At 56.0% G+C, this 24,981-nt stretch carries 21 protein-coding genes; 12 read left to right on the top strand and 9 right to left on the bottom strand.

Translation table 11 applies throughout. From position 1 onward, the window contains the following. Positions 1-15: 15 nt before the first annotated feature. Together ACR0M3_RS15245 and ACR0M3_RS15240 are read right to left on the bottom strand one after the other, a co-directional pair. Positions 16-498 carry a (2Fe-2S)-binding protein gene (locus ACR0M3_RS15245; protein WP_209507073.1) on the bottom strand — a complete coding sequence of 161 codons (483 nt, stop codon included), beginning with the start codon at positions 496-498 and terminating at the stop codon, positions 16-18. 28 nt (positions 499-526) lie between these two features. Then, positions 527-1,075, bottom strand: coding sequence for an SRPBCC family protein (locus ACR0M3_RS15240; RefSeq protein ID WP_480484331.1), 549 nt, complete (start codon positions 1,073-1,075; stop codon positions 527-529). A gap of 181 nt (positions 1,076-1,256) precedes the next feature. On the opposite strand from ACR0M3_RS15240, the gene ACR0M3_RS15235 reads away from it, so the two are divergent. The 3 genes from ACR0M3_RS15235 to ACR0M3_RS15225 are packed head-to-tail and all read left to right on the top strand — an operon-like array spanning position 1,257 to position 5,369. Next, a complete protein-coding gene (locus tag ACR0M3_RS15235; RefSeq protein WP_480484332.1) occupies positions 1,257-1,937 on the top strand; it encodes a response regulator in 681 nt (226 codons plus the stop codon). 45 nt (positions 1,938-1,982) lie between these two features. Then, positions 1,983-3,152: an FIST N-terminal domain-containing protein gene (locus ACR0M3_RS15230; protein ID WP_480539689.1), complete on the top strand. Its 1,170-nt coding sequence runs from the start codon at positions 1,983-1,985 to the stop codon at positions 3,150-3,152. A gap of 3 nt (positions 3,153-3,155) precedes the next feature. Beyond that, on the top strand, positions 3,156-5,369 hold the full coding sequence (locus ACR0M3_RS15225) for a hybrid sensor histidine kinase/response regulator (protein ID WP_480774225.1): 2,214 nt from the start codon (positions 3,156-3,158) through the stop codon (positions 5,367-5,369). Positions 5,370-5,393: 24 nt separating this feature from the next. On the opposite strand, the gene ACR0M3_RS15220 is transcribed toward ACR0M3_RS15225, so the two are convergent. Next, complete coding sequence (locus ACR0M3_RS15220) at positions 5,394-6,338, bottom strand: LysR family transcriptional regulator (protein ID WP_480774226.1); 945 nt, start codon at positions 6,336-6,338, stop codon at positions 5,394-5,396. 129 nt (positions 6,339-6,467) lie between these two features. On the opposite strand from ACR0M3_RS15220, the gene ACR0M3_RS15215 reads away from it, so the two are divergent. The 6 genes from ACR0M3_RS15215 (at position 6,468) to ACR0M3_RS15190 (ending at position 15,580) form a co-directional block, all read left to right on the top strand. Next, entirely contained in the window at positions 6,468-7,475 is a 1,008-nt protein-coding gene (locus ACR0M3_RS15215) for a TAXI family TRAP transporter solute-binding subunit (protein ID WP_480774227.1), read from the top strand. Between the two features lie 80 nt (positions 7,476-7,555). Next, entirely contained in the window at positions 7,556-9,769 is a 2,214-nt protein-coding gene (locus ACR0M3_RS15210) for a TRAP transporter permease (RefSeq protein WP_480833147.1), read from the top strand. Between the two features lies 1 nt (position 9,770). Continuing rightward, positions 9,771-11,009 carry an NAD(P)/FAD-dependent oxidoreductase gene (locus ACR0M3_RS15205; protein ID WP_480911524.1) on the top strand — a complete coding sequence of 413 codons (1,239 nt, stop codon included), beginning with the start codon at positions 9,771-9,773 and terminating at the stop codon, positions 11,007-11,009. A 38-nt stretch (positions 11,010-11,047) separates the two neighbouring features. Further along, positions 11,048-11,788: an aspartate/glutamate racemase family protein gene (locus ACR0M3_RS15200; protein WP_480484339.1), complete on the top strand. Its 741-nt coding sequence runs from the start codon at positions 11,048-11,050 to the stop codon at positions 11,786-11,788. 135 nt (positions 11,789-11,923) lie between these two features. Continuing rightward, positions 11,924-14,104 carry a Tex family protein gene (locus ACR0M3_RS15195; RefSeq protein ID WP_480911522.1) on the top strand — a complete coding sequence of 727 codons (2,181 nt, stop codon included), beginning with the start codon at positions 11,924-11,926 and terminating at the stop codon, positions 14,102-14,104. 279 nt (positions 14,105-14,383) lie between these two features. Then, complete coding sequence (locus ACR0M3_RS15190; RefSeq protein WP_480484341.1) at positions 14,384-15,580, top strand: acetate/propionate family kinase; 1,197 nt, start codon at positions 14,384-14,386, stop codon at positions 15,578-15,580. Here ACR0M3_RS15190 and ACR0M3_RS15185 read toward each other — a convergent pair. The 5 genes from ACR0M3_RS15185 to ACR0M3_RS15165 form a co-directional block, all read right to left on the bottom strand. Next, positions 15,577-16,344 carry a citryl-CoA lyase gene (locus tag ACR0M3_RS15185; RefSeq protein ID WP_480911520.1) on the bottom strand — a complete coding sequence of 256 codons (768 nt, stop codon included), beginning with the start codon at positions 16,342-16,344 and terminating at the stop codon, positions 15,577-15,579. The two genes, ACR0M3_RS15190 and ACR0M3_RS15185, sit on opposite strands and share 4 nt — an antisense overlap. Continuing rightward, the gene (locus ACR0M3_RS15180) at positions 16,341-17,525 is read right to left on the bottom strand and encodes a CaiB/BaiF CoA transferase family protein (RefSeq protein WP_480774232.1); all 1,185 of its coding nucleotides are present in this window, start codon (positions 17,523-17,525) and stop codon (positions 16,341-16,343) included. Before ACR0M3_RS15180 ends, ACR0M3_RS15185 begins: the two co-directional genes overlap by 4 nt. Continuing rightward, a complete protein-coding gene (locus ACR0M3_RS15175) occupies positions 17,518-19,029 on the bottom strand; it encodes a tripartite tricarboxylate transporter permease (RefSeq protein ID WP_480494103.1) in 1,512 nt (503 codons plus the stop codon). The genes ACR0M3_RS15180 and ACR0M3_RS15175 overlap by 8 nt, the downstream gene beginning before the upstream one ends. Before the next feature lies 1 nt (position 19,030). Next, positions 19,031-19,513: a tripartite tricarboxylate transporter TctB family protein gene (locus ACR0M3_RS15170; protein ID WP_480616811.1), complete on the bottom strand. Its 483-nt coding sequence runs from the start codon at positions 19,511-19,513 to the stop codon at positions 19,031-19,033. 66 nt (positions 19,514-19,579) lie between these two features. Continuing rightward, positions 19,580-20,560, bottom strand: a complete 981-nt coding sequence (locus tag ACR0M3_RS15165) for a tripartite tricarboxylate transporter substrate binding protein (protein ID WP_267366074.1) — start codon at positions 20,558-20,560, stop codon at positions 19,580-19,582. Positions 20,561-20,668: 108 nt separating this feature from the next. On the opposite strand from ACR0M3_RS15165, the gene ACR0M3_RS15160 reads away from it, so the two are divergent. From ACR0M3_RS15160 to ACR0M3_RS15150, 3 genes are read left to right on the top strand one after another with little or no spacing between them, the layout of a single operon-like run. Next, on the top strand, positions 20,669-21,337 hold the full coding sequence (locus tag ACR0M3_RS15160; RefSeq protein WP_267366073.1) for a response regulator transcription factor: 669 nt from the start codon (positions 20,669-20,671) through the stop codon (positions 21,335-21,337). After that, positions 21,327-22,694 carry a sensor histidine kinase gene (locus tag ACR0M3_RS15155; protein WP_480774246.1) on the top strand — a complete coding sequence of 456 codons (1,368 nt, stop codon included), beginning with the start codon at positions 21,327-21,329 and terminating at the stop codon, positions 22,692-22,694. The genes ACR0M3_RS15160 and ACR0M3_RS15155 overlap by 11 nt, the downstream gene beginning before the upstream one ends. Next, positions 22,673-23,680 carry an ABC transporter substrate-binding protein gene (locus ACR0M3_RS15150; RefSeq protein WP_480484346.1) on the top strand — a complete coding sequence of 336 codons (1,008 nt, stop codon included), beginning with the start codon at positions 22,673-22,675 and terminating at the stop codon, positions 23,678-23,680. Before ACR0M3_RS15155 ends, ACR0M3_RS15150 begins: the two co-directional genes overlap by 22 nt. Positions 23,681-23,688: 8 nt before the next feature. Here the strand turns inward: ACR0M3_RS15150 and ACR0M3_RS15145 are convergent, their stop codons facing one another. Continuing rightward, the gene (locus ACR0M3_RS15145; protein WP_480484347.1) at positions 23,689-24,963 is read right to left on the bottom strand and encodes an HlyD family type I secretion periplasmic adaptor subunit; all 1,275 of its coding nucleotides are present in this window, start codon (positions 24,961-24,963) and stop codon (positions 23,689-23,691) included. Positions 24,964-24,981: the final 18 nt, after the last annotated feature.

Raw genomic sequence — 24,981 nt, 5'->3', positions numbered from 1 at the left:
ACGCCCGCAGCGGCATCATTCCGCGGCGATACTGCCGACGTCCTGGCCTGAGGCGGCCATGATCGCCTTGACGATATTGTGGTACCCGGTGCAGCGGCACAGGTTGCCTTCCAGGTACTTTCGGATTTCGGCCTCAGATGGGCGCGGGTTGTCTTTCAGCAGCGCTGCGGCGCTCATCACCATACCCGGTGTACAGAACCCGCATTGAAGGCCGTGATGATCCTGAAAGGCTTGCTGGATCACGTTCAGCGAACCGTCCGCATTTGCCTGACCTTCGATGGTGCCAACATCAGCACCGTCGGCTTCGACCGCCAGCATATTGCACGACTTCACGGCCTGACCATTCACATGTACAACGCAGGCGCCGCACTGGGCCGTATCACAGCCGACATGCGTGCCCGTCAATGAAAGTTGCTCGCGCAGAAAGCCGGACAGTAATGTCCGGCCCTCGACCTCGCCGCTTACGGCCTTGCCGTTCACGGTCATGGAAATTTTCATGACTTTCTCCTCCCTGAGTTCCAACTGTTCAACCGCCCAATACGCGCTTGAACCAACCTTTTTTTGCTTCGTCGCCTTCACCCTCGGCAGAAGGTTCAGCTTGAACCTGATCCGAGGTTTCCGGATCGGGTGTTTTTTCGGGTTCGACCGCGTTCTGAAAATTTTCAAAGAACCGGCCGGCCATTTTTCTGGCGACGCCATCGATGACCCGGCTTCCCAGCTGGGCCAACTTGCCACCGACACGTGCGTCGACGGTATAGGTCAGCAGAGTACCTTCGGGCACATCAGACAAACTGACATCGGCCGCACCCTTGGCAAAACCCGCAGCCCCACCCTTACCTTCACCCGAGAGCTTCACGCTTTCAAGCGTTACGATATCAGAAAGGGTAACGGCCCCTTTGAAGGTCGCTTTTACGGGGCCGACTTTCTGCACCACCGTTGCTTCGAACCCGTCATCGACCGAGCCGGTCATTTCCTGACATCCCGGAACGCATTCTTTCAGAACCTCAGCCGACAGAAGCGCGTCCCAGACCTTGGATCGCGGCGCGGCAATGACGCGGCTGTCACTAAGCTCCATTTCTCTTCTCCAGGTGTTTTTTCTTACGCTACGTGGTGTTTTTCGCCCTGCCTATTAGACCTTGGGTGTAGGTGACGCCGAGCCGGTCTTATGTACGACTTTGGGCCAGTAGGCGCAGATTACTTTCGTTGTTAGGATTGGGTAAGCTGGGGACAATCTGATTGAAAAAAGGCAATACCAAATGCTTGCTGACTCCGTTGTAAGGTCTGGCTTCGAGAAAGTGCTGATCGTCGATGACCACCCCCTGTTTTGCGACGCGCTGTCGATGACCTTGCAAAGCGTGGCGCAGATCGGCGAAATCCATACCGCGGACCGACTGGAAGGCGCGATGGAACTTCTGTCAGGGGGGCTGAAACCGGACGCGGTCATGCTGGACCTCAACCTGCCGGATGTGGAGGGGCTGGACGGCCTTGTCCGTCTGAAGGCTGCTGCGAATGCCCCGGTTATTGTGGTGTCCTCGATGACGGATAATCGCGTTGTCAGTCAGGTGATTCAGGCGGGCGCATCGGGTTATGTACCCAAGCATAGCCAACGCGATGTGTTTCGCCTGGCATTCGAGACAGTGCATTCCGGCAAAGTTTTCGTGCCCGAAGGATGCGTTCTGATCAATGTTGAAGAGGATGAACACGCCGACGCGGTCAATCGGCTTGCGACGCTGACAAATCAGCAGGCCCGCATTCTGCAACTGATCTGTGAGGGCAAGCTGAACAAACAGATTGCCTATGACCTGTCCATTGCGGAACCCACGGTCAAAGCGCATGTCACGGCAATCATGCGGAAACTGGGTGTGCAAAGCCGGACGCAAGCCGTTCTGATTGCAAAGAAAGCTTCGTTTGCCAGCGTCTTGCAAGACCAAGGCTAAGCGTCATACTCTCACCACATCGTCGCGCTTTAGGGAGGAGGCTCGATGGACCAAGCAGTCGGGTGGGCGACAGCCCGGACCGGTGCGACAGGCATCGTCAAAACGGCTTTCGCGCGTTACGACACCGGGCAGGCGCTTGGGGTGCTCGTACGTCAACTCGGGGCTGAACCGCTTGCGCTGGTGATACTTTTTGTCAGTCCAAACGCGGACGCGGCTGCGGTCATTACCAAAGCCGAGCAGGTGTTTGCGCCTACTCCGGTGGTTGGCTGTACCACCGCCGGAGAACTTGCGGATAGCGGTTATTGCGAGGATCAGATCGTCGCGATTGGCCTGCCACAGTCCCATTTCGACACGCGTACGGTCCTGGTTTCCGATCTGAACGATTTTGAGGCGGAAAGCATCATCAATGAGATGATCCACAACCGAAACGACATGATGGTCACGGCGCCCGACTGGAACCATGAGTTTACTTTCCTGATGATCGACGGATTGTCGACCAAAGAGGATGCGTTGACCTCCGAGTTGGCCGTCGGTTTGGGGCCGGTGCCATTGTTTGGCGGATCGGCCGGTGATGGAACCCGGTTCGGGCGTACCTATGTGCTGCATCAGGGCAAGGCGCTGAGCAATGCTGCCATACTGACTCAGGTTCGTACGCGGTGCCCGATCAAGGTGTTCAAAACCGATCATCTGGTACCAACGAACCGGCGCATGGTGGTGACCAAGGCGGACCCGGCAAAACGCATCGTTCAGGAAATCAACGCCGAGCCCGCCGCTCGTGAATACGCCCGTATCCTTGGCAAGGATCCGGAACAACTGACGACATTCACATTTGCGGCGCACCCCGTTGTTGTGCAGATTGGCGGGCAGCATCACGTCCGCGCCATTCAGCAGGTGGCGGGCAACGGGGACCTCGTCTTTTTCTCGGCCATTGATGAAGGGCTTGTGCTGACGCTGGCCGAACCAAGGGACATGGTCGAGCATCTTGAGGAAGAAATCGGCCTTCTGACCGAGAAACGGCAACCCGACACCATTCTGGGTTGCGACTGCATTCTCCGCCGACTGGAAGCGCAGGAAAAGCAAAAGACCCGCGAAATCTCGGACATTCTGGCCCGCAATCACGTTGTCGGATTTTCAACCTACGGAGAGCAGTACAATTCCATCCACGTGAACCAAACTCTGACGGGTGTTGCTATATATCCACCCGAGAAAGAGTAACGCATGATCGAGCATCTTACAGATCCCACGGACTCGGTTGATCGCCAGAACGAGAAACTTCGCAAGATTGCCGAAGCGCTGATGCGCCGGGTAGAAGAATCCACCGATGCGTCAGGCGCAGCTTATGCGCAGTTTCAGCGCGCGGCCGTGCTTGAACAAGAGGTCCGCGCCCGGACGAATGATCTGGAACGTGCCCTTGAATTGCTGAACGATTCCAATGCCAGACTGGCACAGGCGAACAAGGACACAGAAGCCGCACGCGCTGACCTGGCCAATGCAATCGAAACGGTGCAGGAGGGGTTCGCCCTTTTCAATCGCGACGAAAAACTGGTGCTGTGCAACAGCCGCTTTGGTCTGCATATGCCTGACATTCAGGAGCGGCTGAGCCCGGGGCTGAGCTTTGCCGAATATGTTGAACTGGTCAGCCGATCCGGGTTTCTGTCCCTGCCTGAAACGATGACACCGACAGACTGGGCCAAAAGCCGTTTGGACCGGCATACGGACGATCATGTGGTGTTCAACGTCCGGCTTGTTGGCAATCGGTGGTCGCAAGTATCCGAACACCGCACGCCGGATGGCGGCACTGTTATCCTGCAAACCGATGTGACCGATATCATGCGGATCGAACGGCAGGAGCGTGACCGGATACTGGATGACAAGGCCAGGCTGATCCGCGCGACGCTGGAACATATCGAACAGGGCGTTTGCATTTTTGACAACAAACACCGTCTGATCGGGTGGAACAACCGCGCCAGCGAGTTGCTGGCCATTCCGATCGCACAGTTTCAGATGGGGACCCGGTTTGAATCGCTGTCCAATCGCCTTGGCACGAACATCAAGTTCCAGAAGGGGGTAACGGAAGCCGATCTGCTGGATTGGGTGACGCGGCAAACTTATCGCCGTCCTCTGCAATTTCAGATGCACCGCGGAAGGTCAAAAATTCTTTCGGTGTTTGCGCAGGAGATGCCGGACCGGGGCTTTGTGATATCCTTCACCGATGTAACCGCAGAACGAAAGTCCGCTCAGGCCTTATACGAAGCCAAAGAGCTGTTGGAACAACGCGTAACATCTCGCACAATGGAACTGGCTGACGCGTTGAACGAGGCCGAGCGTGCAAATGCATCCAAGTCGCGATTCGTGGCAGCTGCCAGTCACGACCTGTTGCAACCTCTTTCCGCGGCAAAGCTTTATGTTGCATCGCTGGGCAGCGGCCTGGATAAAGACGACGCAAAGACCGTTGCAGGCAAGGCTGAAAGTGCGCTGAACAGCGTTGAACACATTCTGGAAGCGCTGCTGGATATCTCGAAGCTGGATTCAGGACGGGCCACCGCGCATTTGTCGACCATATCTGTGAGCACGCTGTTTTCGCAGATGGAAGACGCATTTCGCCCGGTGGCGCAGGCAAAAGGGCTTGAGCTCTCATTTGTTGACACGAACGCGCGTGTGACCAGCGACGCCAGCTATTTGCGTCGGATTTTGCAGAACCTGCTGTCGAACGCGATCAGATATACCGAGACCGGAAAGGTTCTGGTCGGTGTGCGGCGTCGCAAAGGCGCAATTGCCTTGCAAGTCTGGGATACAGGTATCGGTATCGCGTCAGACCAAAGAGACATCGTCTTTCAGGAATTTCAGCGCCTGCATTCTGATGCCAGCGCCGCAGAGGGTATGGGATTGGGCCTTGCAATCGTGGAGCGCGCCTGTGGGCTGTTGCAACATCCAATCCAGCTGTTTTCCGAAGTAGGCAAAGGCACTGGATTCTCGGTCGAAGTGCCGTTGGCGCAGGAAGAGCAGACCACATCCAGCAGCGCCCCTGCGGCCCACGATCCGGGCTCCAAGGTACTTGGTAACACGGTCGTATTGTTGATTGAGAATGATGAAAACCTTCGTAGCGCACTGACCATGACCATCGAATCCTGGGGGGTCGAGGTTTTGGAGAGCGAAAGCGAAGACGAAGCAATCAATCTTCTTCGTGAAATTGACATTCTGCCCGATGCAATAGTTGCCGATTTTCAGTTGAATCACGATAGAACCGGTGTCGACGCGATACATGCCCTGACGAACGAGTTTGGACCTCTGCCCGGCTGCGTTATTTCGGCCAACCGATCATCTGAACTGGCCAGGCGCTGCAAGCGCGCCAATCTGCCTTTGCTCTACAAACCGCTTGATGCGCAACTTTTGCGGTCAACGCTGGAGTCATCAATTGAACAACGCAACTGAGCAGCACTGGAAACGTGTATGTTTTCAGGCGATTTCTGTCTGTGGGTTGGCACCTGTTCGATGCAGCATCGACAAAACCTCAGCCTTCCAGCCGGCTTTGATCTGCAACGCTAGCTGGGACGGAGGCCGGTGGTTCGGTGACAGGATCGCATATTCATACCTCAACGGTTCACTGAAGGGCAAAAACACGACACGGTCGTTTGAAATGTTCAACTCCCGCTCGGTAACGACTGTCAACGGATCGACAATCGTGCAGCATTGGCCCGATCCGACAAAAGGGATAAGCGGCAGAAAATATTGGCAGGTCACGGTTGGCGTATAATTCGCCGAGACCATCTGAAACGCTTGTCGCACTTTTTCCTGAAACGGATGCGTGTCATGCAGCCCGCCCATTGGAACTCCGTCAAGATCGGATATCGTAACGGCGCTTTCTTTCGCCAGAGGGTTGTCTCTGTCCAGCGCGCAAAAACAGTCGCCGCTTATGATCTCGGCTGAGAACTGTGGTTGCTTACCTGTCGGATGCTCAAAATCCGCAAACCCGAAATCGATGTTCTGAGTACCCGCCAGTTCCATAATCTGCGGAGAGCTGCGGGTTGAAAGTGTAATTTGTATATCGGGGTTTCCACCAACTGAACGGCTGATGAAATTCGGAAAGGCAAAAGTGGAAGGGCCTGGCATCGCTGCAATATTCAAGCTACCGGAACTCCCTTTCAGAAGCCCGTGCATCGTATTGGAAATCGTAGATAATCTGTCCAGAATACCAGTGGTTTCTGACAATAGGTAGTGCGCTTCCGGTACTGGAATCAAACGGCGCCCTCTTCGTTCGAACAGGATCAGCCCCAAACTTTTTTCTAGGTTCTTGAGCGCAAGGCTGATGGCCGGCTGTGTCCGGTTCAGCTTTTTTGCGGTTTGAGAGATAGAGCCGCTTTCCATCACCTCACGAAAAACAGTCAATTGAGTAAGGTTCATTCCACATCCATAAGCCAAACTTCAGTTTAGTTAAATATAACAAATTTGTATTTATGGTAAATCTCCATAGGCTGATTGGATCAGAGTTCGGACAAACCGAATCCAATGATCCAAAACTGGGAGCTTACGATGAGACTGATGAAATGCCTGACAGGTCTGGCTTTGGCAGGCGCTATGGCCGCGCCTGCACTTGCACAGGACCCAACTTTTTTCCGTATTGGCACCGGTGGTGCAGGCGGCACTTATTTTCCGATTGGCGGAACTATCGCAAATGGGATCTCGGCCCCTCCGGGCTCGCGCCCCTGCGAAGAGGGTGGTCAGTGCGGCGTACCCGGCCTGATCGCGATTGCACAATCAACAACTGCGTCAGTCTTTAACAACGCGGCAGTGGAGAATGGCGAGCTTGAGGCCGGTCTGGCCGCCGCTGATGTCACCCGTTCGATGTATCTGGGCGAAGGCAAGTTCGAAGGCAAGCCGCATCCCAAGCTGCGCATTGTAGCAAACCTGTTCCCAGAGGATCTGCATCTGGTTCTGCCCGCAGGTCAGACCATTGGTGACCTGAGCGATCTCAAAGGCAAGCGCGTGGGTATCGCACAGGCGGGTTCAGGCACACAGGTGGCCGTGCTGCAGATGTTGGATGCATGGGGCGTAAACCGCGATAACATGGACGAAGCAGAGCTGAACAACAGTCAGAGCGCCGAGCGTCTGGCCGATGGGCAGCTGGACGCGTATTTCTACGCAGCTGGCTGGCCGGTCGCCGCTATGGTGCAGTTGTCATCGACAAAAGGCATGAACCTGCACTCGTTCAGTGACGAAGACCTTGCCAAGATTAACGAGATCATTCCGGCCTATATCCCTTCCGCCATACCGGGCGGTGTGTATGAAGGGATTGACTCCGAAACCAAGACCCCAGCGGTCAGCGCTATGCTGGTTGTGTCGTCGGATCTGTCCGAAGAACTGGTCTATCAGCTGACCAAAGCACTGTGGAACGACAACACCCGAAAACTGCTGGACAACGGTCACGCCAAAGGCAAGCAGATCACAGCTGACACAGCTTTGGACGGGGTCGAAGCACTGGGTGTCCCGCTGCATCCTGGTGCAGAGAAGTTCTATAAAGAAGCAGGCCTTCTGCAGTAATCGAACCTCATTGAAGCCTGTCGTCGGTGCCCCTGTGCGGGGCACCGCACTCTCCTTACACGCGCAATCAGAGGGCCATCATGTCCGAGACCGAAACACGCGATGACCACGACCTGACAGCCGAAGAACTGGCAGCCATCGAAGAACAGTTCGACGAAGGCGCCGCAGTACGTCAGGTTACACCGAACACGGCCAAGGTTCTGCGGGTTGTTGCCCTGTTATTCGCGTCCTATGAATTCTTCACCGCAGGTTTCGGCTTGCCGGCGGACCACTGGCACATGGGCATTTATCTGGCCCTGTTATTCATACTGGTTTACGCGACCATTCCGATTGTCGGGGCCAAAAACCTATATGCGCTCAAAATCAGCAGGTTTCGTATCGGGAACGTCCCGCTTTATGACCTGGTATTCATGGCATTTGGCATCGTTGCGGCGCTTTACGTTGGATTTGCCTGGCGCGGTATTCCCTTTCTCGGGATCGAGGAACAGACTTTTCGTATGGGTAATCCCAACAATTACGATGTCTTTCTTGGCGTGGTTATCATTCTGCTGGTACTTGACATCGCCCGTCGCACGCTGGGTTGGGTGCTGCCGCTGATTATCTGCGTATTCATCTCTTACGCTCTGCTTGGTCCTTATTTTCCCGGTTTGTTGCAGCATCCCGGTGTAAATTTCAAAACCTTCGTGTCGTCGATGTACTTTCCGCAGGAAGGCATCTATGGCGTCACGCTTTGGGTCGTTTCGACCATAGTCTTCCATTTCGTTTTGTTTGGTGTGATCGCGCAGCGCACCGGGTTGGGACAGTTGTTTATCGACAATGCCACCATTCTGGCGGGTCGCTATACAGGTGGCCCGGCCAAGGTATCGGTCGTTTCATCGGCATTCTTTGGAACGATCTCGGGGTCTTCAGTCGCCAACACGGTTTCAACCGGAGCGCTAACCATCCCGAACATGAAACGCCTGGGTTATCCGGGCCATTTCGCGGGCGGGGTCGAGGCCGCTTCCTCGGCGGGCGGCCAGATCACCCCGCCCATCATGGGAGCCGCGGCCTTTATCATGGCCGAGTTCCTGGAGGTGCCTTACACCACTATTGTCATTGCGGCGATCTTCCCGGCGCTTCTGCACTACGTGGGTGTCTTTGCAGTTGTGCATCTGATGGCGCGCAAGCTGAACCTGAAGGGTCTGACGAAAGAGCAATTACCGCAGCTTAAAGCTGTCTGGGCTGAAGGTTGGGCCAATATCGTGCCCCTGATTGGCCTGCTGGTGGTGCTGTTTACCGGTTACACGCCATTCATGTCGGCCTTCTGCGGCATATCGCTGGCGGTGATCGCGGGTATGTCGCGTATCAAGCAGCCACCAACGCTGATTTACGCGGCGGCGTTTCTGGCCTTTGTGTTGTGGAAATTCTCGGATGGCGGGTTCGACCTGACAATGACCGCGATACTCTGCGCGCTGTCTGTGACAGCCACACTGAACCCACAAAAACGTATCGAAGTGCCCGAGATGCTGGCTGCTGTCGAACTGGGCGTAAAATACTCGCTGGCCGTGGGTGCCGCTGCCGCCGCTGTGGGTATCGTTGTGGGTGTGATTAACACCACCGGTATCGGCTTTCGTATCGGATTTATGGTCACGCAAGGGGCAGGCAATCTGGCGGCGGATCTTTATAATATGATCTCGTTCGGCAGCTTCCAGCTGTTTGCAATCGAAGACCTGCAACTGTTCATCTCACTGATCTTCATCGCTGTCGTCTGCATTTTGATGGGGGCGGGTATTCCAACCACCGCGCTTTACATCATGCTGGTTTCGGTTGCGCAGCCCGCGCTGGCCCAGTTGGGTGTTCCGCCCATCGCAAGCCACCTGTTCGTGCTTTACTACGGTGTGGTATCCGAAATTACACCTCCGGTCTGTACCTCGGCTTATGCGGCAGCTGCGATCGCCAACTCAAATCCGTTCCGCACCGGGCTGTCCGCGTTTACGCTCGGGTTGGGCAAGGTGATAGCGCCGATGGCATTCGTCTATGCGCCGGTTTTGTTGTTCGTGTCCTCCACAGGGTTTGATTTTTGGGAATTCACATATACTGCGGCAAGTTGCATAGCGGGGGTCATCGCTCTGTCCGCGGCGGTCGTCGGCTATTGGCTGCAACCGCTCAACGTATTGTCTCGTATTCTGATGGCCTTTGCCGGGATCATCTTCGTGGCACCCACGTTAACGGCTGACCTGATCGCGCTGGCAGTGGCGTCACCCGTGATCGTTGCGCAGTTGATCGCCCGTACCCGAACTCAAGCAACGGCCTGACATGTCTGAACGTGTTACCATAATCGGCGCCGGGATCGTCGGCATCTGCTGCGCGCTGTCATTGCAGGAACGTGGCAAAACCGTGCAGTTGATTGACCGGGGAGAGCCCGGGCAGGAGACCTCATTCGGTAATGCCGGTGTCGTCTCGCCATGGTCAGTGATCCCCCAAGCGGTTCCCGGTATCTGGAAGGCAATTCCCCGGATGCTGCTGGACCCCAAAAGCGCCTTGTCCGTCAGGGCCTCGTTCTGGCCGAGGATGGTCCCTTGGGGCCTGAGGTTTTTGAAAGCATCTGATGAACGATCGGTCCGCCGAATCTCGGATGCGATGGAGCTTCTTTGCAGACCGTCGATAGAGTTGTATCGACGTCATTTGCAGAACACTGGTTATGAAGACCTGATTGTCGATTCCAACTACATCCATGCTTTCCGACACCCGAATCAAGCTGACCTGAAGGCGCTGGGATATCTGATCCGACAGGAGAAAGGTGGGCAACTCGAGAGGATCGACGGCCCAGAGTTGCGCCGAATTGAACCCGCTCTATCCAGGGATTTCGAAGCAGCGATCCTTATCAAAGGTCAGGCACGGATTACATCACCCGGTCAGGTTGGCGCGGTTCTGGCTGAAAAAGCGCGCCAACAAGGCGCTGAGTTTATTCGGGCCGAAGTTCGAAAACTGAACCGTACCGACGAGGGGCGGTGGCATCTGACAACCCAGACCGATACGCTTCAGGCTGATACAGTCATATTGGCTGCAGGTGTGTGGTCTGCCGAGCTTTTGAAACCCTTGGGTCTGTCTGTGCCGCTGGCTGCTGAACGTGGGTATCATGTTCAGTTCCCCGCACCTTTGGCGAGCCTTCAGAATTCGGTTATGGATGTGGATGCCAAAGTGGTTGCCAGTTCGATGCAGGGCGGGCTGCGTGTGGCAGGCACCGCCGAGTTTGCGCGTGTAGATGCCCCGCCCGATCCACGAAAACAGGCGTTACTGACGCGACAAGCCAAGGCAATGATACCGGATCTTAATACCGCCGACACGCAATTCTGGATGGGGCGCCGCCCATCGTTTCCAGACAGCTTGCCTGCCATCGGGCCGATTGACGGACATCAGGGATTGTTCAGCGCTTTCGGTCATTCCCACTATGGCCTGATGATGGCGCCTAAAACCGGAGAGCTTGTGGCCGATCTGGTAGCTGGACAGCGTCTGAACATCAGTCTGGACCCATTTGCCTTGTCGCGGTTTTGAAACACGCGAAGCGACTTCTCGAGAAGGATCACAACGTCATGCCGATCTACCCAGGTGGACAGAATATCTGCGGGGCATCCATCGGGGTTTTGTGCCTGGAAAGCTATTTCCCCAAACCTCCGGGCCATATCAAAAACCCATCGAGTCTTCCGTTCCCGGTGCTGTATGAGATGATTGAAGGCGTCACAGTACCAAAGCTGCTGAACAACCCGACACCAGAGTTGCTGGAGCCCTTCATCAAAGGCGCGCAGAGGCTTGAATCCGAAGGTGTGCGGGCCATCACTGGCAGTTGCGGGTTTCTTGCATTGTTCCAGAAAGAGCTGGCCGAAGCCGTGTCCGTGCCCGTTTTTGCCTCAAGCCTGATTCAGGTGCCGCTGGCTTATTACATGACCGGTGCCAGTGCACCGGTAGGAGTGATAACCGCCGATTCCTCGGCGCTGACGCAACGCCATTTCGATGGGGTTGGGGCAGGGGACATCCCCGTAGCTGTGCAGGGTCTTGAGAACACGACCGAGTTCGCCGAAGTCATCCTGCGCAATACGCGCACCCGAATGGATACCGATCTGATTGAGGCTGAAGTTCTGAATGCTGTACGCAAACTGAAACGCGATACACCGGAAATCCGTTCGCTGGTACTGGAATGCACCGATCTACCGCCTTACGCGGCCTCAATTCAGAAGGAATTGAGCCTGCCGGTTTATGATCTGGTGACCTTGGCACATATGGCCCATTCGGTAAGCACGCGTAGCCCGTATCGCGGACTTATGCCGTGGGTTTGATGTGGACACTGCCTGGCGTGCTGACTTGATGAACAGCCAAACTGAAACGGCCTGACTGCGGAGTGAACCAAGGGTCTTCCCCTTGCCGAAACGGCTGGTTAAGAAGTTCTTCCACCGTCGCTTCAGGAGGCACCATTGGACCGTATCGCCCGCACTATCGCCACCGAGATTAAGGCACGTTCCGAGCAGGTCGGTGCCGCGATCAAGCTACTGGACGAAGGAGCAACCGTGCCTTTTGTCGCCCGATACCGGAAAGAAGCAACCGGAGGATTGGACGACACCCAATTGCGCCTGCTGTCTGAGCGGCTGACTTATCTGCGCGAGTTTGAAGCGCGGCGTGAAACCATTCTGAACTCGATCAAGGATCAGGGCAAACTGACCGACGATCTGAGTAAATCCATTGCGCGCGCGGAAACCAAAGCGCAGTTGGAAGACATTTATCTGCCGTATAAGCCAAAACGGCGCACCAAGGCGATGATTGCACGCGAAAATGGGCTTGAACCTTTGGTTGACGCTATTCTGGCGGACCGCAACTGCGACCCTGAAATATTAGCCGCGGCGTACCTCACCGAGGCGGTAACAACGACCCGGGATGCTTTGAACGGTGCGCGGGATATTTTGACCGAGCGGTTGACAGAAAACGCCGCTCTGCTGGGCGAATTGCGCAGTTTCATGCAGCACGAGGCTCTGCTCAGCGCAAAGGTCATAGAAGGCAAGGAAAAGGACGGCGCCAAGTTCAGTGACTACTTTGACCATTCCGAATTGTGGGCGGACGTGCCGTCACATCGGGCATTGGCGATGCTGCGGGCATCCAAAGAGGGCATCGTCACGCTGGATATCGCGCCTGAACCGGAGTTTGGTGCCGCGCGGGCCGAGACGATTGTCGCCGCCCATCTACAGACACGTGGCACTGGGCTAGCAGACGTGTGGTTGCGCAAAGTCGCGGGCTGGACTTGGCGGGTGAAACTTTCGCTGTCCATGATGGTCGAACTGATGGCTGACCTGCGCAGCCGGGCGCAAGACGAAGCCATTCAGGTCTTCTCGCGAAACCTCAAGGATCTGCTGTTTGCCGCACCGGCAGGTGCCAAGGCGACCTTGGGTCTGGATCCGGGCATTCGTACGGGCGTAAAGGCTGCTGTTGTTGATGCGACCGGCAAGGTTGTCGCCACCGACACCTTGTACCCGTTTCAGCCGAAGAATGATCTGCGAGGTGCACAGGCCAGTATCCTCAATCTGATATCAGCTCATCGGATCGAACTGATCGCAATCGGGAACGGGACGGCCAGCCGTGAAACCGAAAGGTTGGTTGCAGACACTCTTGCACTTCTACCCAAGACGGTGAAAGCACCAACAAAAGTGGTGGTGTCAGAAGCTGGCGCTTCGGTTTATTCCGCATCTGAACTGGCTGCGCGCGAATTTCCTGATCTGGATGTCTCGCTACGTGGAGCGGTCTCGATTGCGCGCCGATTGCAGGACCCTTTGGCCGAGCTGGTTAAAATCGAACCGAAATCCATCGGTGTTGGCCAGTATCAGCATGATGTGGATCAGCATCGCCTGTCACAGTCGCTGGATTCCGCGATCGAGGATGTGGTGAATGCTGTCGGGGTTGATTTGAACACCGCATCTGCCCCTTTGCTGTCACGCGTGTCTGGTCTGGGTCCGGCGCAGGCCGAAGCGATTGTCACCCACCGTGATCTGAATGGGCCCTTCCTATCGCGGAAGGATTTGCTGTCAGTCGCCCGCCTTGGACCACGTGCGTTCGAACAATGCGCCGGTTTCCTGCGCATCAGGGACGGTTCCGAGCCTTTAGATGCGTCTTCAGTGCACCCTGAAGCCTATGACATTGCGCGCCGGGTCGTTGCCGCCTGCGGTCGCGACATCCGAAACATCATGGGCCATGATGGCGCGTTAAAGGGGTTGCGGGCGGAACAATTTGTAACTCAGGATTTCGGCCTGCCGACAGTTCGGGACATCTTTGCCGAACTGGAAAAGCCCGGTCGCGACCCCCGCCCCAGTTTCGTCACCGCATCTTTCACCGATGGCATCGAAGAAATCACCGATCTGAAGCCCGGAATGGTTTTGGAAGGCACAGTCACCAACGTCGCCGCCTTCGGCGCTTTTGTGGATATCGGCGTGCATCAGGATGGGCTGGTTCATGTCAGCCAGCTGGCGGACCGGTTTGTCAAAGATCCGCATGACGTGGTTAAAACCGGGCAGGTGGTTAAAGTACGTGTCGTCGATGTTGATGTCGCGAGAAAGCGCATTGGGTTGACCATGCGAAAACAAGGGGGTGGAGGAAACCGTCGCGGAGGATGAAGTGAACTGTGCTTCGGAACCCGTGTTTGACAGCGTCAGCTTAGTGCCTTGCACGTGTTCCAATCCATGATTACGACTAGGTTGGCAGGAATGAAGGTGTTGTTGGCACCCCGGAAAAATTGGGCTGAACGATCTTTTCTTCCATGGAGATTTGCAAAAACCGGGGTTCGTAGCGGTTGGCTGGCTCGTAGTCTTGGGTAATGTCTTAAACTCAACCTTGTACCAGAGCGGATCAGTAAACCTTAGGAACTTCACCTTTTCGCAAACCAGAGGATATGCATGACACATGTCGTGACACTGAATGCCGGATCGTCTTCGATGAAGTTCGGCCTGTTCGAACTGACAGAAGACGATCCAGTCATGGTGTGCACCGGTGTGGTCGAACGGATCGGTGAGCCTGAGCCAATCGTCAAGGCGCGGTCATCTGGCGGTGGAGTTCTGGCGAATGGCACGGCAGGAGATATTCACGATCACGCCGCCGCCCTGGACTGGGTACTGAACCTGTTGTCACGGGCCTTCCCCAGTTGCGAGGTCACCGCGGTTGGGCATCGTATTGTTCACGGCGGACCTGAGATCGATACGCCTTTGCCGTTGACCGCCGCTGCTTTGGAGGAGTTGGACAAGCTCTCTCCGTATGCACCTCTGCACCAGCCGCACAACCTGGCTGGCGTCAAGGCAGCTATGGAACGTTTTCCGAATGCCGCCCAGATTGCCTGTTTCGACACGGCCTTTCATCGCAACCACCCCTGGGAGAACGACGTATTCGCCCTGCCGCGCGAGTATTACGACAAAGGCGTCCGACGCTATGGTTTTCACGGGCTTAGTTATGAATACATCTCAGACCATTTGGCCAAAACCGCGCCGCTTTTGCACGCGGGGCGGGTTGTGGTTGCGCATCTGGGCAACGGTGCGTCGATGTGTGCCATGATCGGGGGGCGATCCGTCGGTTCGACCATGGGGTTTTCGTCGTTGGACGGTCTGCCGATGGGATCCCGTTGCGGTCAGCTTGATCCCGGTGTTTTGTTGTATCTGATGGATCAGGAAGGGTTGAGCGCCTCAGAGATTTCCGACCTTCTGTTTCGCAAATCAGGGTTGCTGGGTCTTTCGGGACTTTCAAGCGACATGCGCACTCTTGAAAAAGCAGATACCCGCGAAAGCCGACAGGCCATTAGCTATTTCACTTTCCGCATCCGCCGCGAACTTGGGGCAATGGCCGCAATATTGGGCGGTATTGATGCCTTGATCTTCACAGGTGGTATCGGAGAAAACTCGCGCCTTGTACGCGACAGGGTATGTTCCGGAATGGGCTGGCTGGGGATTGAACTGGATCCCGATGCCAACGCGGACAATGATCGGATCATCTCGACAGACCTGTCCCGAGTGGTCGCCATGGTTATCCCGACAAATGAAGAGCTGGTTATTGCCCGTGCGGCCGCCGATCTGTTGGCAAATCGATCCCATCGGAAAAGCGCTTAACCCGGCTGGTACGTCCAGCGATATGAGGGTGGGGTCGGCCCTTTGTTGCGACCACCTTGCTGCATCTGCTCCCAGGCATGTGCCAGAATACCCACTGATCGGGACAGGCAGAAAAGGCCGCGCGCCAATGGTGGCGCAAACCCAAGCTCGGCATAAATAACTGCGGTTGCGCCATCGATGTTCATCGGGACGGGTTTACCCTTACGCCGCGCAATTTCTGCCTCGATCTGCTGCGCAATGCGCATGAATTGCCCATCGCAAGCACCGGTTTTCACCGCTTCGGCGACCAAGTCCATCAGGCGCGGCGCGCGGGGGTCTGTGGGCGTGTGAAACCTGTGTCCAAAACCCGGAAGTATCTTTCCGTGGCTTTCGATCCACGCATCGATTGCCTGCGCCAAAGTGCCAGGGTAATGGCCCACAAAGTGGTAGAGTTCCACGGCCTGCTCGCCAGCCCCTCCATGAATGTCGCCCAACATGTTCACAGCGCTCGCCATCGCGTTGTTGAGAGGCAGGCCACAGGTAACCGCCATGCGCGCGGTTGCAATCGACGGTGCCTGAGGACCGTGGTCGACTGCCGCGACCAGCGCGGCTTCGAACAATTGGGCCTGCGCTTTTGATGGGCGGTCGCCGCGTACCATAAACCAGATCATCTCCGCAAAACCAAAGCGTCCGATCAGGTTTTGAATCGGCTCCCCGCGCAGGTCTATCCGGCCAGGTTCCATATCGATGATGGATGTTGCCCACCAATCTGACACATCGCTCATATGATCCCCTCTCTGCTCAGCGCGTCGACTTCCGCGTCGGTCAATCCGATTTCGGACCACACCGCCTTGTTGTCGGCCCCAAGTTTTGGTGGCGCGATTTGCGGCATTCGCCGGGCGCCATCCATTACGACGGGACTGCCTGCAAGTTGCATTTGTTCGCCGTGAACCAACAAAGAGCCAATCAGACCGCGATCGGAAAGTTGCGGGTCTGCAAGGGCCTCGGGCACGGTCAGAACTTGTCCTGTCGGTACCCCCAATGCGTTTAGTTCACTCGCCCACTCGGACGCGGCCTTCGTCTTTAGGGTGCGTTCCAGTTCTGTACGTAAGGCGTGGCGGTTTGTTTTGCGATCTTCACGCGTTGCGTAGTCGGGGTTGTCCAGCAGGTCATCCCGCCCGAGACAGCGGGCAAGTGCCTGCCATTGCTCGTCCCGATTGGCCGCGATGTTGATAGGGCTGTCCCGCGTGGCAAATGTACCTGAGGGGGCCGAGGTTGTGTTCTCATTCCCATGCGCTCCGGGCGTTACGCCACCCACCAGATAATTTGAAACAACCCAACCCATTGTCGAAATAACGGCTTCGGACATCGCAACATCCAGATAGGTGCCGCGTGGGTTGGCGTTCAATGCCGCCGCGACTGCAAAGGCGGCCGTCATCCCCCCGACCGTGTCCGCCAACGGATAGCCGACGCGATACGGTGCCGTGTCGGGGGCGCCGGTGATTGACATCACGCCGCTGATACCCTGCACAATCTGGTCATAAGCTGGATCGCCGCGCCGGGGGCCATCCTGCCCGAACCCGCTGATGGCGCAATAGATCAGGTTGGGATTAACGTTGCGCAGAACTTCATAACCAAGACCAAGACGATCCATTACTCCGGGCCGGAAGTTTTCCACCAGAACTTCAGCTGACTGGACAAGGCGTTTCAGCAGCGCCTTGCCCTTTTCCGATTTCATGTCCAGCGTAACAGACTTTTTTCCGGCGTTCTGCGCCAGAAAACTGATCCCCATCCCCGCCTTGTTTCTGGCGGGATCTGCACCCAGAACGCGAGCAAGGTCGCCACCATCGGGGCGTTCGACCTTGATCACGTCGGCACCCATCAATGCCAGTTGGTAGCAGCAATACGGACCCGCGAGGACATTGGTCAGATCGAGAACCCGTATTCCCGCCAGCGGGTCAGTCACCTTCGGCAACCCCTTCCGCCCGGGCCTGTGCACGGCGCGCGCGGTAGCTGGGTAGGAGCACCAGAAGCGCCGCAATAACCAGCAGACCCAGCGTCATCGGGCGTTCCCAGATAAAGGCGATACCATCGTACAACTGCATGGACCGTGAGAAGTTGTCTTCCATCATACCGCCGAGGATGAAACCGATCAGCAGTGGTGCCAGTGGGTAATCAGCAAATTTCAACGCCGTTGCACATACCCCAAAACCCACCAGTATCAGCAGTTCGGTTGCATTGTTCTGTCCGATATAGGCCCCCATCAGAGTAAAGAACAAAATAAAGGGGATCAGATAGTTACGCGGCACCGAGAGAACTTTGGCAATATAGGGGATCAGCGGCAGATTCAGGATCAGAAGTACCAGATTGCCAATGAACATGGACATAATGACCGCCCAAAAGATCTGCGGTTCGTCCAGCATAAGGCGTGGGCCCGGCGTCACGTTCAGGGCAATCAATGCGCCAAGCAGGATCGCCGTCGTTCCCGATCCGGGAATGCCAAGCGTCAGAAGCGGCACGAACGAGCCTGTACAGGCGGCGTTGTTTGCTGTTTCAGGCGCGGCCAGCCCTTTGATTGACCCTTTGCCGAATTCGTCCTGCTCGGCCTTTGGAGCGATGTTACGTTCGACTGCGTAGCCCAGAAAACTGGCAATCGTTGCGCCTGCACCGGGCAGAACGCCGATGAAGAACCCTTGGATAGACTGGCGGCCAATCACCGGAGCAATGGCTTTGGCTTCCTCCCTGCTTATGCGCAGGTCCTTGATTTCACCTTCTTCGCCCTTAAGGTCCTTGGGTTTGAGAACAAGAAACAGCGCCTCGGGTAACGCGAACATGGCCATTGCAAGTGTGATAAAGCCAAAGCCCGACTGCAAATCCATGATGCCCATGGTGAAACGAGGCATGTTGAACAGTACGCCTTCGCCAACAGTGGCCATGATCAATCCAAGGATTGTCATTATGATAGCCTTGGCAACCTGACCTGTTCCCGCAAAGGCGGCAATGGCCGACAAGCCGACAACCATCAGCGCGAAATACTCGGCTGAATGGAAAAGCAACGCAACAGAAGACAGGGCAGGGGCGAAGATCATCAAAAGCAATGCGCCGAACGTGCCACCTGCAAAGCTCGCGATTGCGGCAATGGTCAGGGCTTTGCCCGCTTTGCCCTGACGTGCCATTGGGTAGCCGTCAAAGCTGGAGGCGACGGTACCCGCGACCCCCGGCGCATTCAGCAGAATAGAAGAGGTCGAACCACCAAAAATGGCGCCATAATACACACCGGCCAGCAAGATCAGCGCGGCGGACGGATCGCCCATGGAAATTGCCACCGGGATCATGATGGCGATGATCGACATCGGGCCCAGACCCGGCAGCATTCCGATGAATGTGCCAATCAGACAGCCCGCGACGACCATCAGCAGATTTTGCAGTGAGAATGCCGTTTGCAGGCCTATCAGAAGTCCTTCAAGCATGTCAGCCTCCGAAAATGCCGGGCAAAGGGCGCATGTAAATGCCAAGGACTTCCTGAACCAGATACCAGACCGTACCAGTGGCGACCAGGGCGACGGGCAGCATGATATGCCATTTTCGTTCACCCAGGATAAAAGATCCAAAGATCAGGAAGGCCGAAGTTGAGATCAGGAACCCGACGGGGCGCAGGCATAGCGCATAGACGACCATCAGAACCAACAGCATGATCGCCTGACCAAGATGGTAATCGCCCAACCGCCGGTAATCGATTTCAGGTTCGCTGGGTTCAGCCTTTTCAAAGCCCAGCAGAATGATCGTGGCCGTGATGATCCCCAGAATTGACAAGACTTTTGGGAAAGTGCTTGGCCATATGGGGTTTCTTTGCATGAAAGGGGGTAGACTACTGTCCATCGTGAACCAAGCGGCGTAGCCATATGTTAAACAAACACCCAGAAGAATGAGCGCGATCCAGCGATCCAGCGCCATGAGACCCCCTCCTTTTTTTCGTCGTCAGGGATGGCAGAGCGGGTTACCGCTCTGCCCAAATTGTATTCAGAGGAAGCCCAGCTTCTTCATCAGATCACCGATCTGTTGTTCCTGCTGCTCAAGAAATGACCGGAAATCATCGCCCGAGTTGTGGATGTTCACCCAACCGTTGCGTGCACGAACCTCTTCCCATTCCGGGGTGTCGTACATCTTGGCAATCGCGGCCTGGTAGGCTGCAAGCTTGTCCTCGGGCAGACCCGGGGCCGCAAAGAAGCCACGCCAGTTCACAAAGGTGGTGTCGATGCCCTGTTCTTTCATGGTCATCGCGTCTGGGGCGGCATCTACGCGATCTGCCGATGTGACGCCGATGATTTTGACTTCACCTGCGTTGGCCAGATCGACGGCTTCAGAGAAACCTGTAGACAGCGCTGCGATCTCACCGGACAGAAGGGCAGCCATGGCTTTGCCACCCGCATCATATGGAATGTACTTCACGCCAAGCGCATCTTTTCCGGCCGCTTCCATCACCATGGCTGCGACCAGGTGGTCCATACCACCAGGAACCGAGCCACCGCCGATGGCCGTGTTGCCCGGGTCGGCGTCGAAGGCTGCCAGCAGATCACTCATAGAGTTGATGGGGCTGTCTTTGCCGACAACAATGGCTGCGTAATCACCGATCGTACCCGACACCAGCGTCAGGTCACGGAAGTTGTGAGGGAACACGCCAGTCAACGAACGGATCACGATTGGCGTGGAGTTTACCATCAATGTCCCATGGTTGCTGTCGGCGTTTTCAATCAGATAGCCGATGGCTTTGCCACCACCACCGCCTGACATGTTTTCATAAGACGCGGTGCCCACAAGACCGGCGTTCGTCAGCGCTTCGCCGGTGCCGCGGGCGGTACCGTCCCAACCACCACCGGCGCCGCCGGGGATCAGAAAGTGGATGCTGTCCACTACCTGGTCTTCAGCCAGAACAGGTCCTGCAAGACCTACTGCAGCAACAGCTGCGATAAGGGCGCGACGGCCCAGTGCGAATGTTGTCATGATGTCCTCCCATTTGACAACGGGCCGCATGGCGGCTCAGATTGGGAAGAACAAAAACACACCAACCTGACATCAACCTGTCACGCGCGAGAATAGTATTATAGTCCGATGAAATTTCTGCTTGTCGAAGACAATCTAGACCTCGCAAACGCGATCAGTTCCCGCATGAGGTTAGACGGGCATGTGGTTGATAACGCGTCTACATTAGGTGATGCTACTGCCTTCGTTGAAACTCAGGAATACGATCTGATCCTGCTGGATATCATGCTGCCGGATGGGGACGGTCGCGATTTCCTCAAGCGGCATCGCGCGAGCCATTTGGACACGCCGGTGATCGTTTTGACGGCCCGCAGTCAGGTTTCGGATCGAATCGGCTCGCTTGATCTTGGTGCTGACGATTATGTCACCAAACCGTTTGATCATGCCGAGCTTGAAGCGCGCTGCCGCGCAGTTCTGCGTCGTAAATCCGGGAATACGAAGACAACGATAGAAGTCGGCGGCATCGTATTCGATCCCCTGGCTGGCCATCTGACCGTGGGTGACGAGACCGTGTCGCTGCGCAATCGTGAACTGCGCCTGCTGGAATTGTTCATCAGCGCACCTGGTCAGGTTTTTTCGAAACAAAAACTAACGGACCGGCTGTTTTCTTATGATGATGATGTCTCTGATAACGCGATCGAAGTTTATGTGGGCCGTTTGCGCAAGCATCTGGAACCCTCGGACCTGAAGATCACCACGCTTCGTGGGCTGGGATACAGACTTGACCATGCCTCCTGATCCCAATGTGTCAGGATCGCTGCGGAACAGGCTGGTTCTGACACTGATCGGCGGCGCGGCCATACTTGCGTTCCTGCTGTTTGTCGCAGTCCGAAACTATGCTGCGCAGGTCGCGCAACAGGGGCAAGACAACATACTTGGTGCATCAGTGGCCTCAATCCTCGATGCGGCCGCTTTGCGGGAAGGGGAGCTGGAGGTCGATATCCCATATGCCGCCTTCGCGATGCTAAGCACCCCTGCGGACGACCGGATCTTCTATTCTATTTTTCAGGACGGCACGTTTCTTTCCGGATACGAGGATTTTCCACCGACCATTGGACCGCGTGACGGAAAGTCGCTTTTCAGTTCCAGTCAGATTCGCGGTGAAACCATTCGTCAGGTCAGCGCCAGCCGGACTTTGGTGGGATTGGATAAGCAAACCGAACTGGTGGTCGCGCTGGGGCAGACACAAGACGCGTTGGCCGAAACTCTGGACCAGATTTCGCGCAATGCAGCGATTCTGGGCGTAGGGTTCTTTGCCCTTGCTGCCGCTCTTTCCTTCTGGGCGACGTCCTCGACCATCGGGCAGTTGAATAGATTGACAACCTCTGTCACCCGCCGTGGGCCGCAGGATCTGAGCCCGTTCAAAAAGCCGGTACCCCGCGAAATGGCCCCGTTGGTTGCTTCACTGAACTCATTGATGGGTCGGCTTGATCAGTCACTCAGCCAGTCAGAAGACTTTATTGCCGAGGCGGCCCACCGTGTTCGCACCCCTCTTGCTACGGTCAGGTCCTATGCTGACGCCACTTTGCAAAGGGTTGAAAAAGAAGAAAACCGCGAGGCGCTGCGCTCGATGGTGCGCGCCATTGACGAAAGCTCTCGTGCAGCCGGACAGCTGTTGGATCATGCGATGATCACGTTCCGGGCTGACCACCTTGAGCGGGAAGACATTGACCTGAACGCTTTGGTCAGTGACCTTGTGCAGCGCCTGACACCAATTGCCGAGATGAAGGACTTGTCGTTGTCGCTTTGTGGCGACCCACAGGTCATGTATTCAGGTGACCCCATCCTCATTCAAAACGCCGTGCGCAACATGATTGACAACGCACTTAAATATGCTCCGGCCGACAGTTCTGTTCGCATCGAAGTCACGTCGGAGCCATGGGCTCAAATCCGGGTAAAAGACCGTGGCCCGGGGTTTCCCTTAAACGAAATTGACACTCTCACGCGTCGGTTTGAACGGGGTAAGAACGCAAGTGGTACCATTGGGTCCGGTTTGGGCCTGACCATCGCGCAGGACGTTGCAACAGCGCATGGTGGAGCGCTTGCCTTGTCCAACAGACAGGGAGGCGGCGCATGCGTTACATTATCGCTTTAGTCTTCCTTTGGTTTCCCGCTGTCACACAGGCGCAAGTCTGGGAGGATCGGCAAGTATTCAACGCCGAAGCAGACGAGGCACATATTCGGGTCATCTCAAGCACCGATACGTTTTTGTTTGAGCCTATGATTTCCAGCTTTATCAAGGAAAACCCTGACATTTCTGTCGAGTATTTGGTGACGGGTACTGCCGACATCGATCGGATCGTGCGCACCGCACCGGAAGATTTCGATATTGTCATTTCCAGCGCCATGGACCTGCAACTGAAACTGGCCAATGACGGATATGGACGCGTGATCGATGACATATCGCTGCCATCCTGGGCGCAGTGGCATCGCAGTCTTTTCGCCTTCACGTTCGAGCCCGCGACCATCGTGATTAACCGTGCTGCCTTTTCCGGTGCGCCTGTCCCAGAGACCCGACAGCAATTGATTGAAGCCCTTCGAATGCGACCGGACAGTTTTCGGGGCCGGGTGGGAACTTATGACATCCGTCAGTCCGGTCTAGGGTATCTGTTTGCGACGCAGGATGCCCGTGCGTCAGAAACGTTCTGGCGTCTGATGGAAGTCATGGGCGGGTTGGATGTGCGTCTGTACTGCTGTTCCGGCGACATGATTGATGATCTTGTTAAAGGTGAGATCGCCGTAGCCTATAATGTACTTGGCAGCTATGCGGATGCGCGCGCCGGGCACAAGGATACGCTTGAGGTTATCCTGCCGTCGGATTTTCAGACGACCATGATGCGCACGGTGATGGTTCTTGAAGGTACACCCGTACCCGAATTTGCCGCGTCTTTTGTTCGTCACCTTGTATCAAAGCAATCCACGCAGTCAGGTGGGGGCCACACCCTCCCGCCTTTGGCACCTTTTGACACGGACGAAGAACGTGAAACGATTGGGCTTGATCCAGCGCTGATGACGTTTTTGGACAGATTAAAACGCCGCCGTTTTCTGGCCGAATGGGAAAGCGCAGTTATCCAGAGATAGCCCTGCCGTCATTCCCTAAATGCACGATTGAAGTAATCGGCCATCGGCTTGACCAGATAGGACAACGGGGTGCGTTCATCGGTTTTGATCAGTGTCTCAACAGGCATACCCGGCAAAAGCTCCTGACCGTTGAGACGGTCCAGCTCGCCATCATTCATAACCACTTCGGCGCGATAGAATGTAAAGCCGGACTTTTCATCCGTGAATGTATCGGCTGACACGTTTTTGACCTGCCCGTCCAATTCAGGCGTTTCACGCTGATTGAAGGCCGGAAACCGCAGGGCGACAGGTTGACCCACATGCAGCTGATCCACATGGATCGCGTCAACGCGCGCGGCGACAAGCAATGGCGTATCCTGTGGAACAACATACATCATGGGTTCACCCGGCTGAACGACAGACTGAAGGGCAAAGACCTGACTTCCATATACTGTTCCGCTGACCGGTGCGCGGATGTCCAATCGTGTCAGCCGCTCGGACAGGGACAGTCGGCGTTCCGATAGTTCAGCAACTTGCGCCTGTACGTCCCGCAACGTGGTAATTGCCTCTTCCCGGCGGGTTGCAGACAGTTCAACGATCTGGATCTCGGTTGATGCGATCTGCCCTTTGAGGCGGGCGACAGCAGCTTCCAGTCGGCCTATTTCACCTGTCAGGCTGGCTTCTTCCCGTTGCAGGGCCAGTACACGACTGGTTTGCGTCAATCCTCGTTTCAACAGGCTTTGCTGGTCTTCCAGCTCATCCTCGATCAATTCAACCTGACGGCGCAGCGAAACGAGTTGGGCCTGCGTGCCTTCAATCTCGCTCTCGATCTGAACCAGCTGCTTGTTCAGCTGTTCTTGCTGTTTGGATAGGGTTTCCACCCGGGCGTCGAACAGGTTTTGCTGACCTTCGATCAGGTCCAGATCAATGCTGTATTCCGTCTGAACCTCGTGCAACTGCGCCGCCAACTCTTGCGACGAAAGCCCGTCGCGTTCGGCCTGAAGCCGGACACGCCGTGTCAGAAGCTCAAAAAGCTGCGCTTCCACAATCGTCTGTTCGGACGATAGGAAAGTATCATCCAGCCGCAACAGCATCTCGCCCGAGGCGACCACATCACCATCGCGTACAAATATTTCGCCAACAACGCCGCCATCGGGGTGTTCTACCACCTGACGGTTGCTTTGTACCTCGATCACGCCTGAGGATACGATCGCACCTGCGAGGCGCGTCTTCACTGCCCAAAGACCCAATCCGCCAACCAAAATGGCAAGTGCGGCGAATCCCACCAGGGCGGGAATTCTCATACTCCAGGCCTGCGCCTG

This window comes from Ruegeria sp. O5 (genome assembly GCF_056535105.1).
This window is presented reverse-complemented; position numbering and strand designations above follow the sequence as displayed.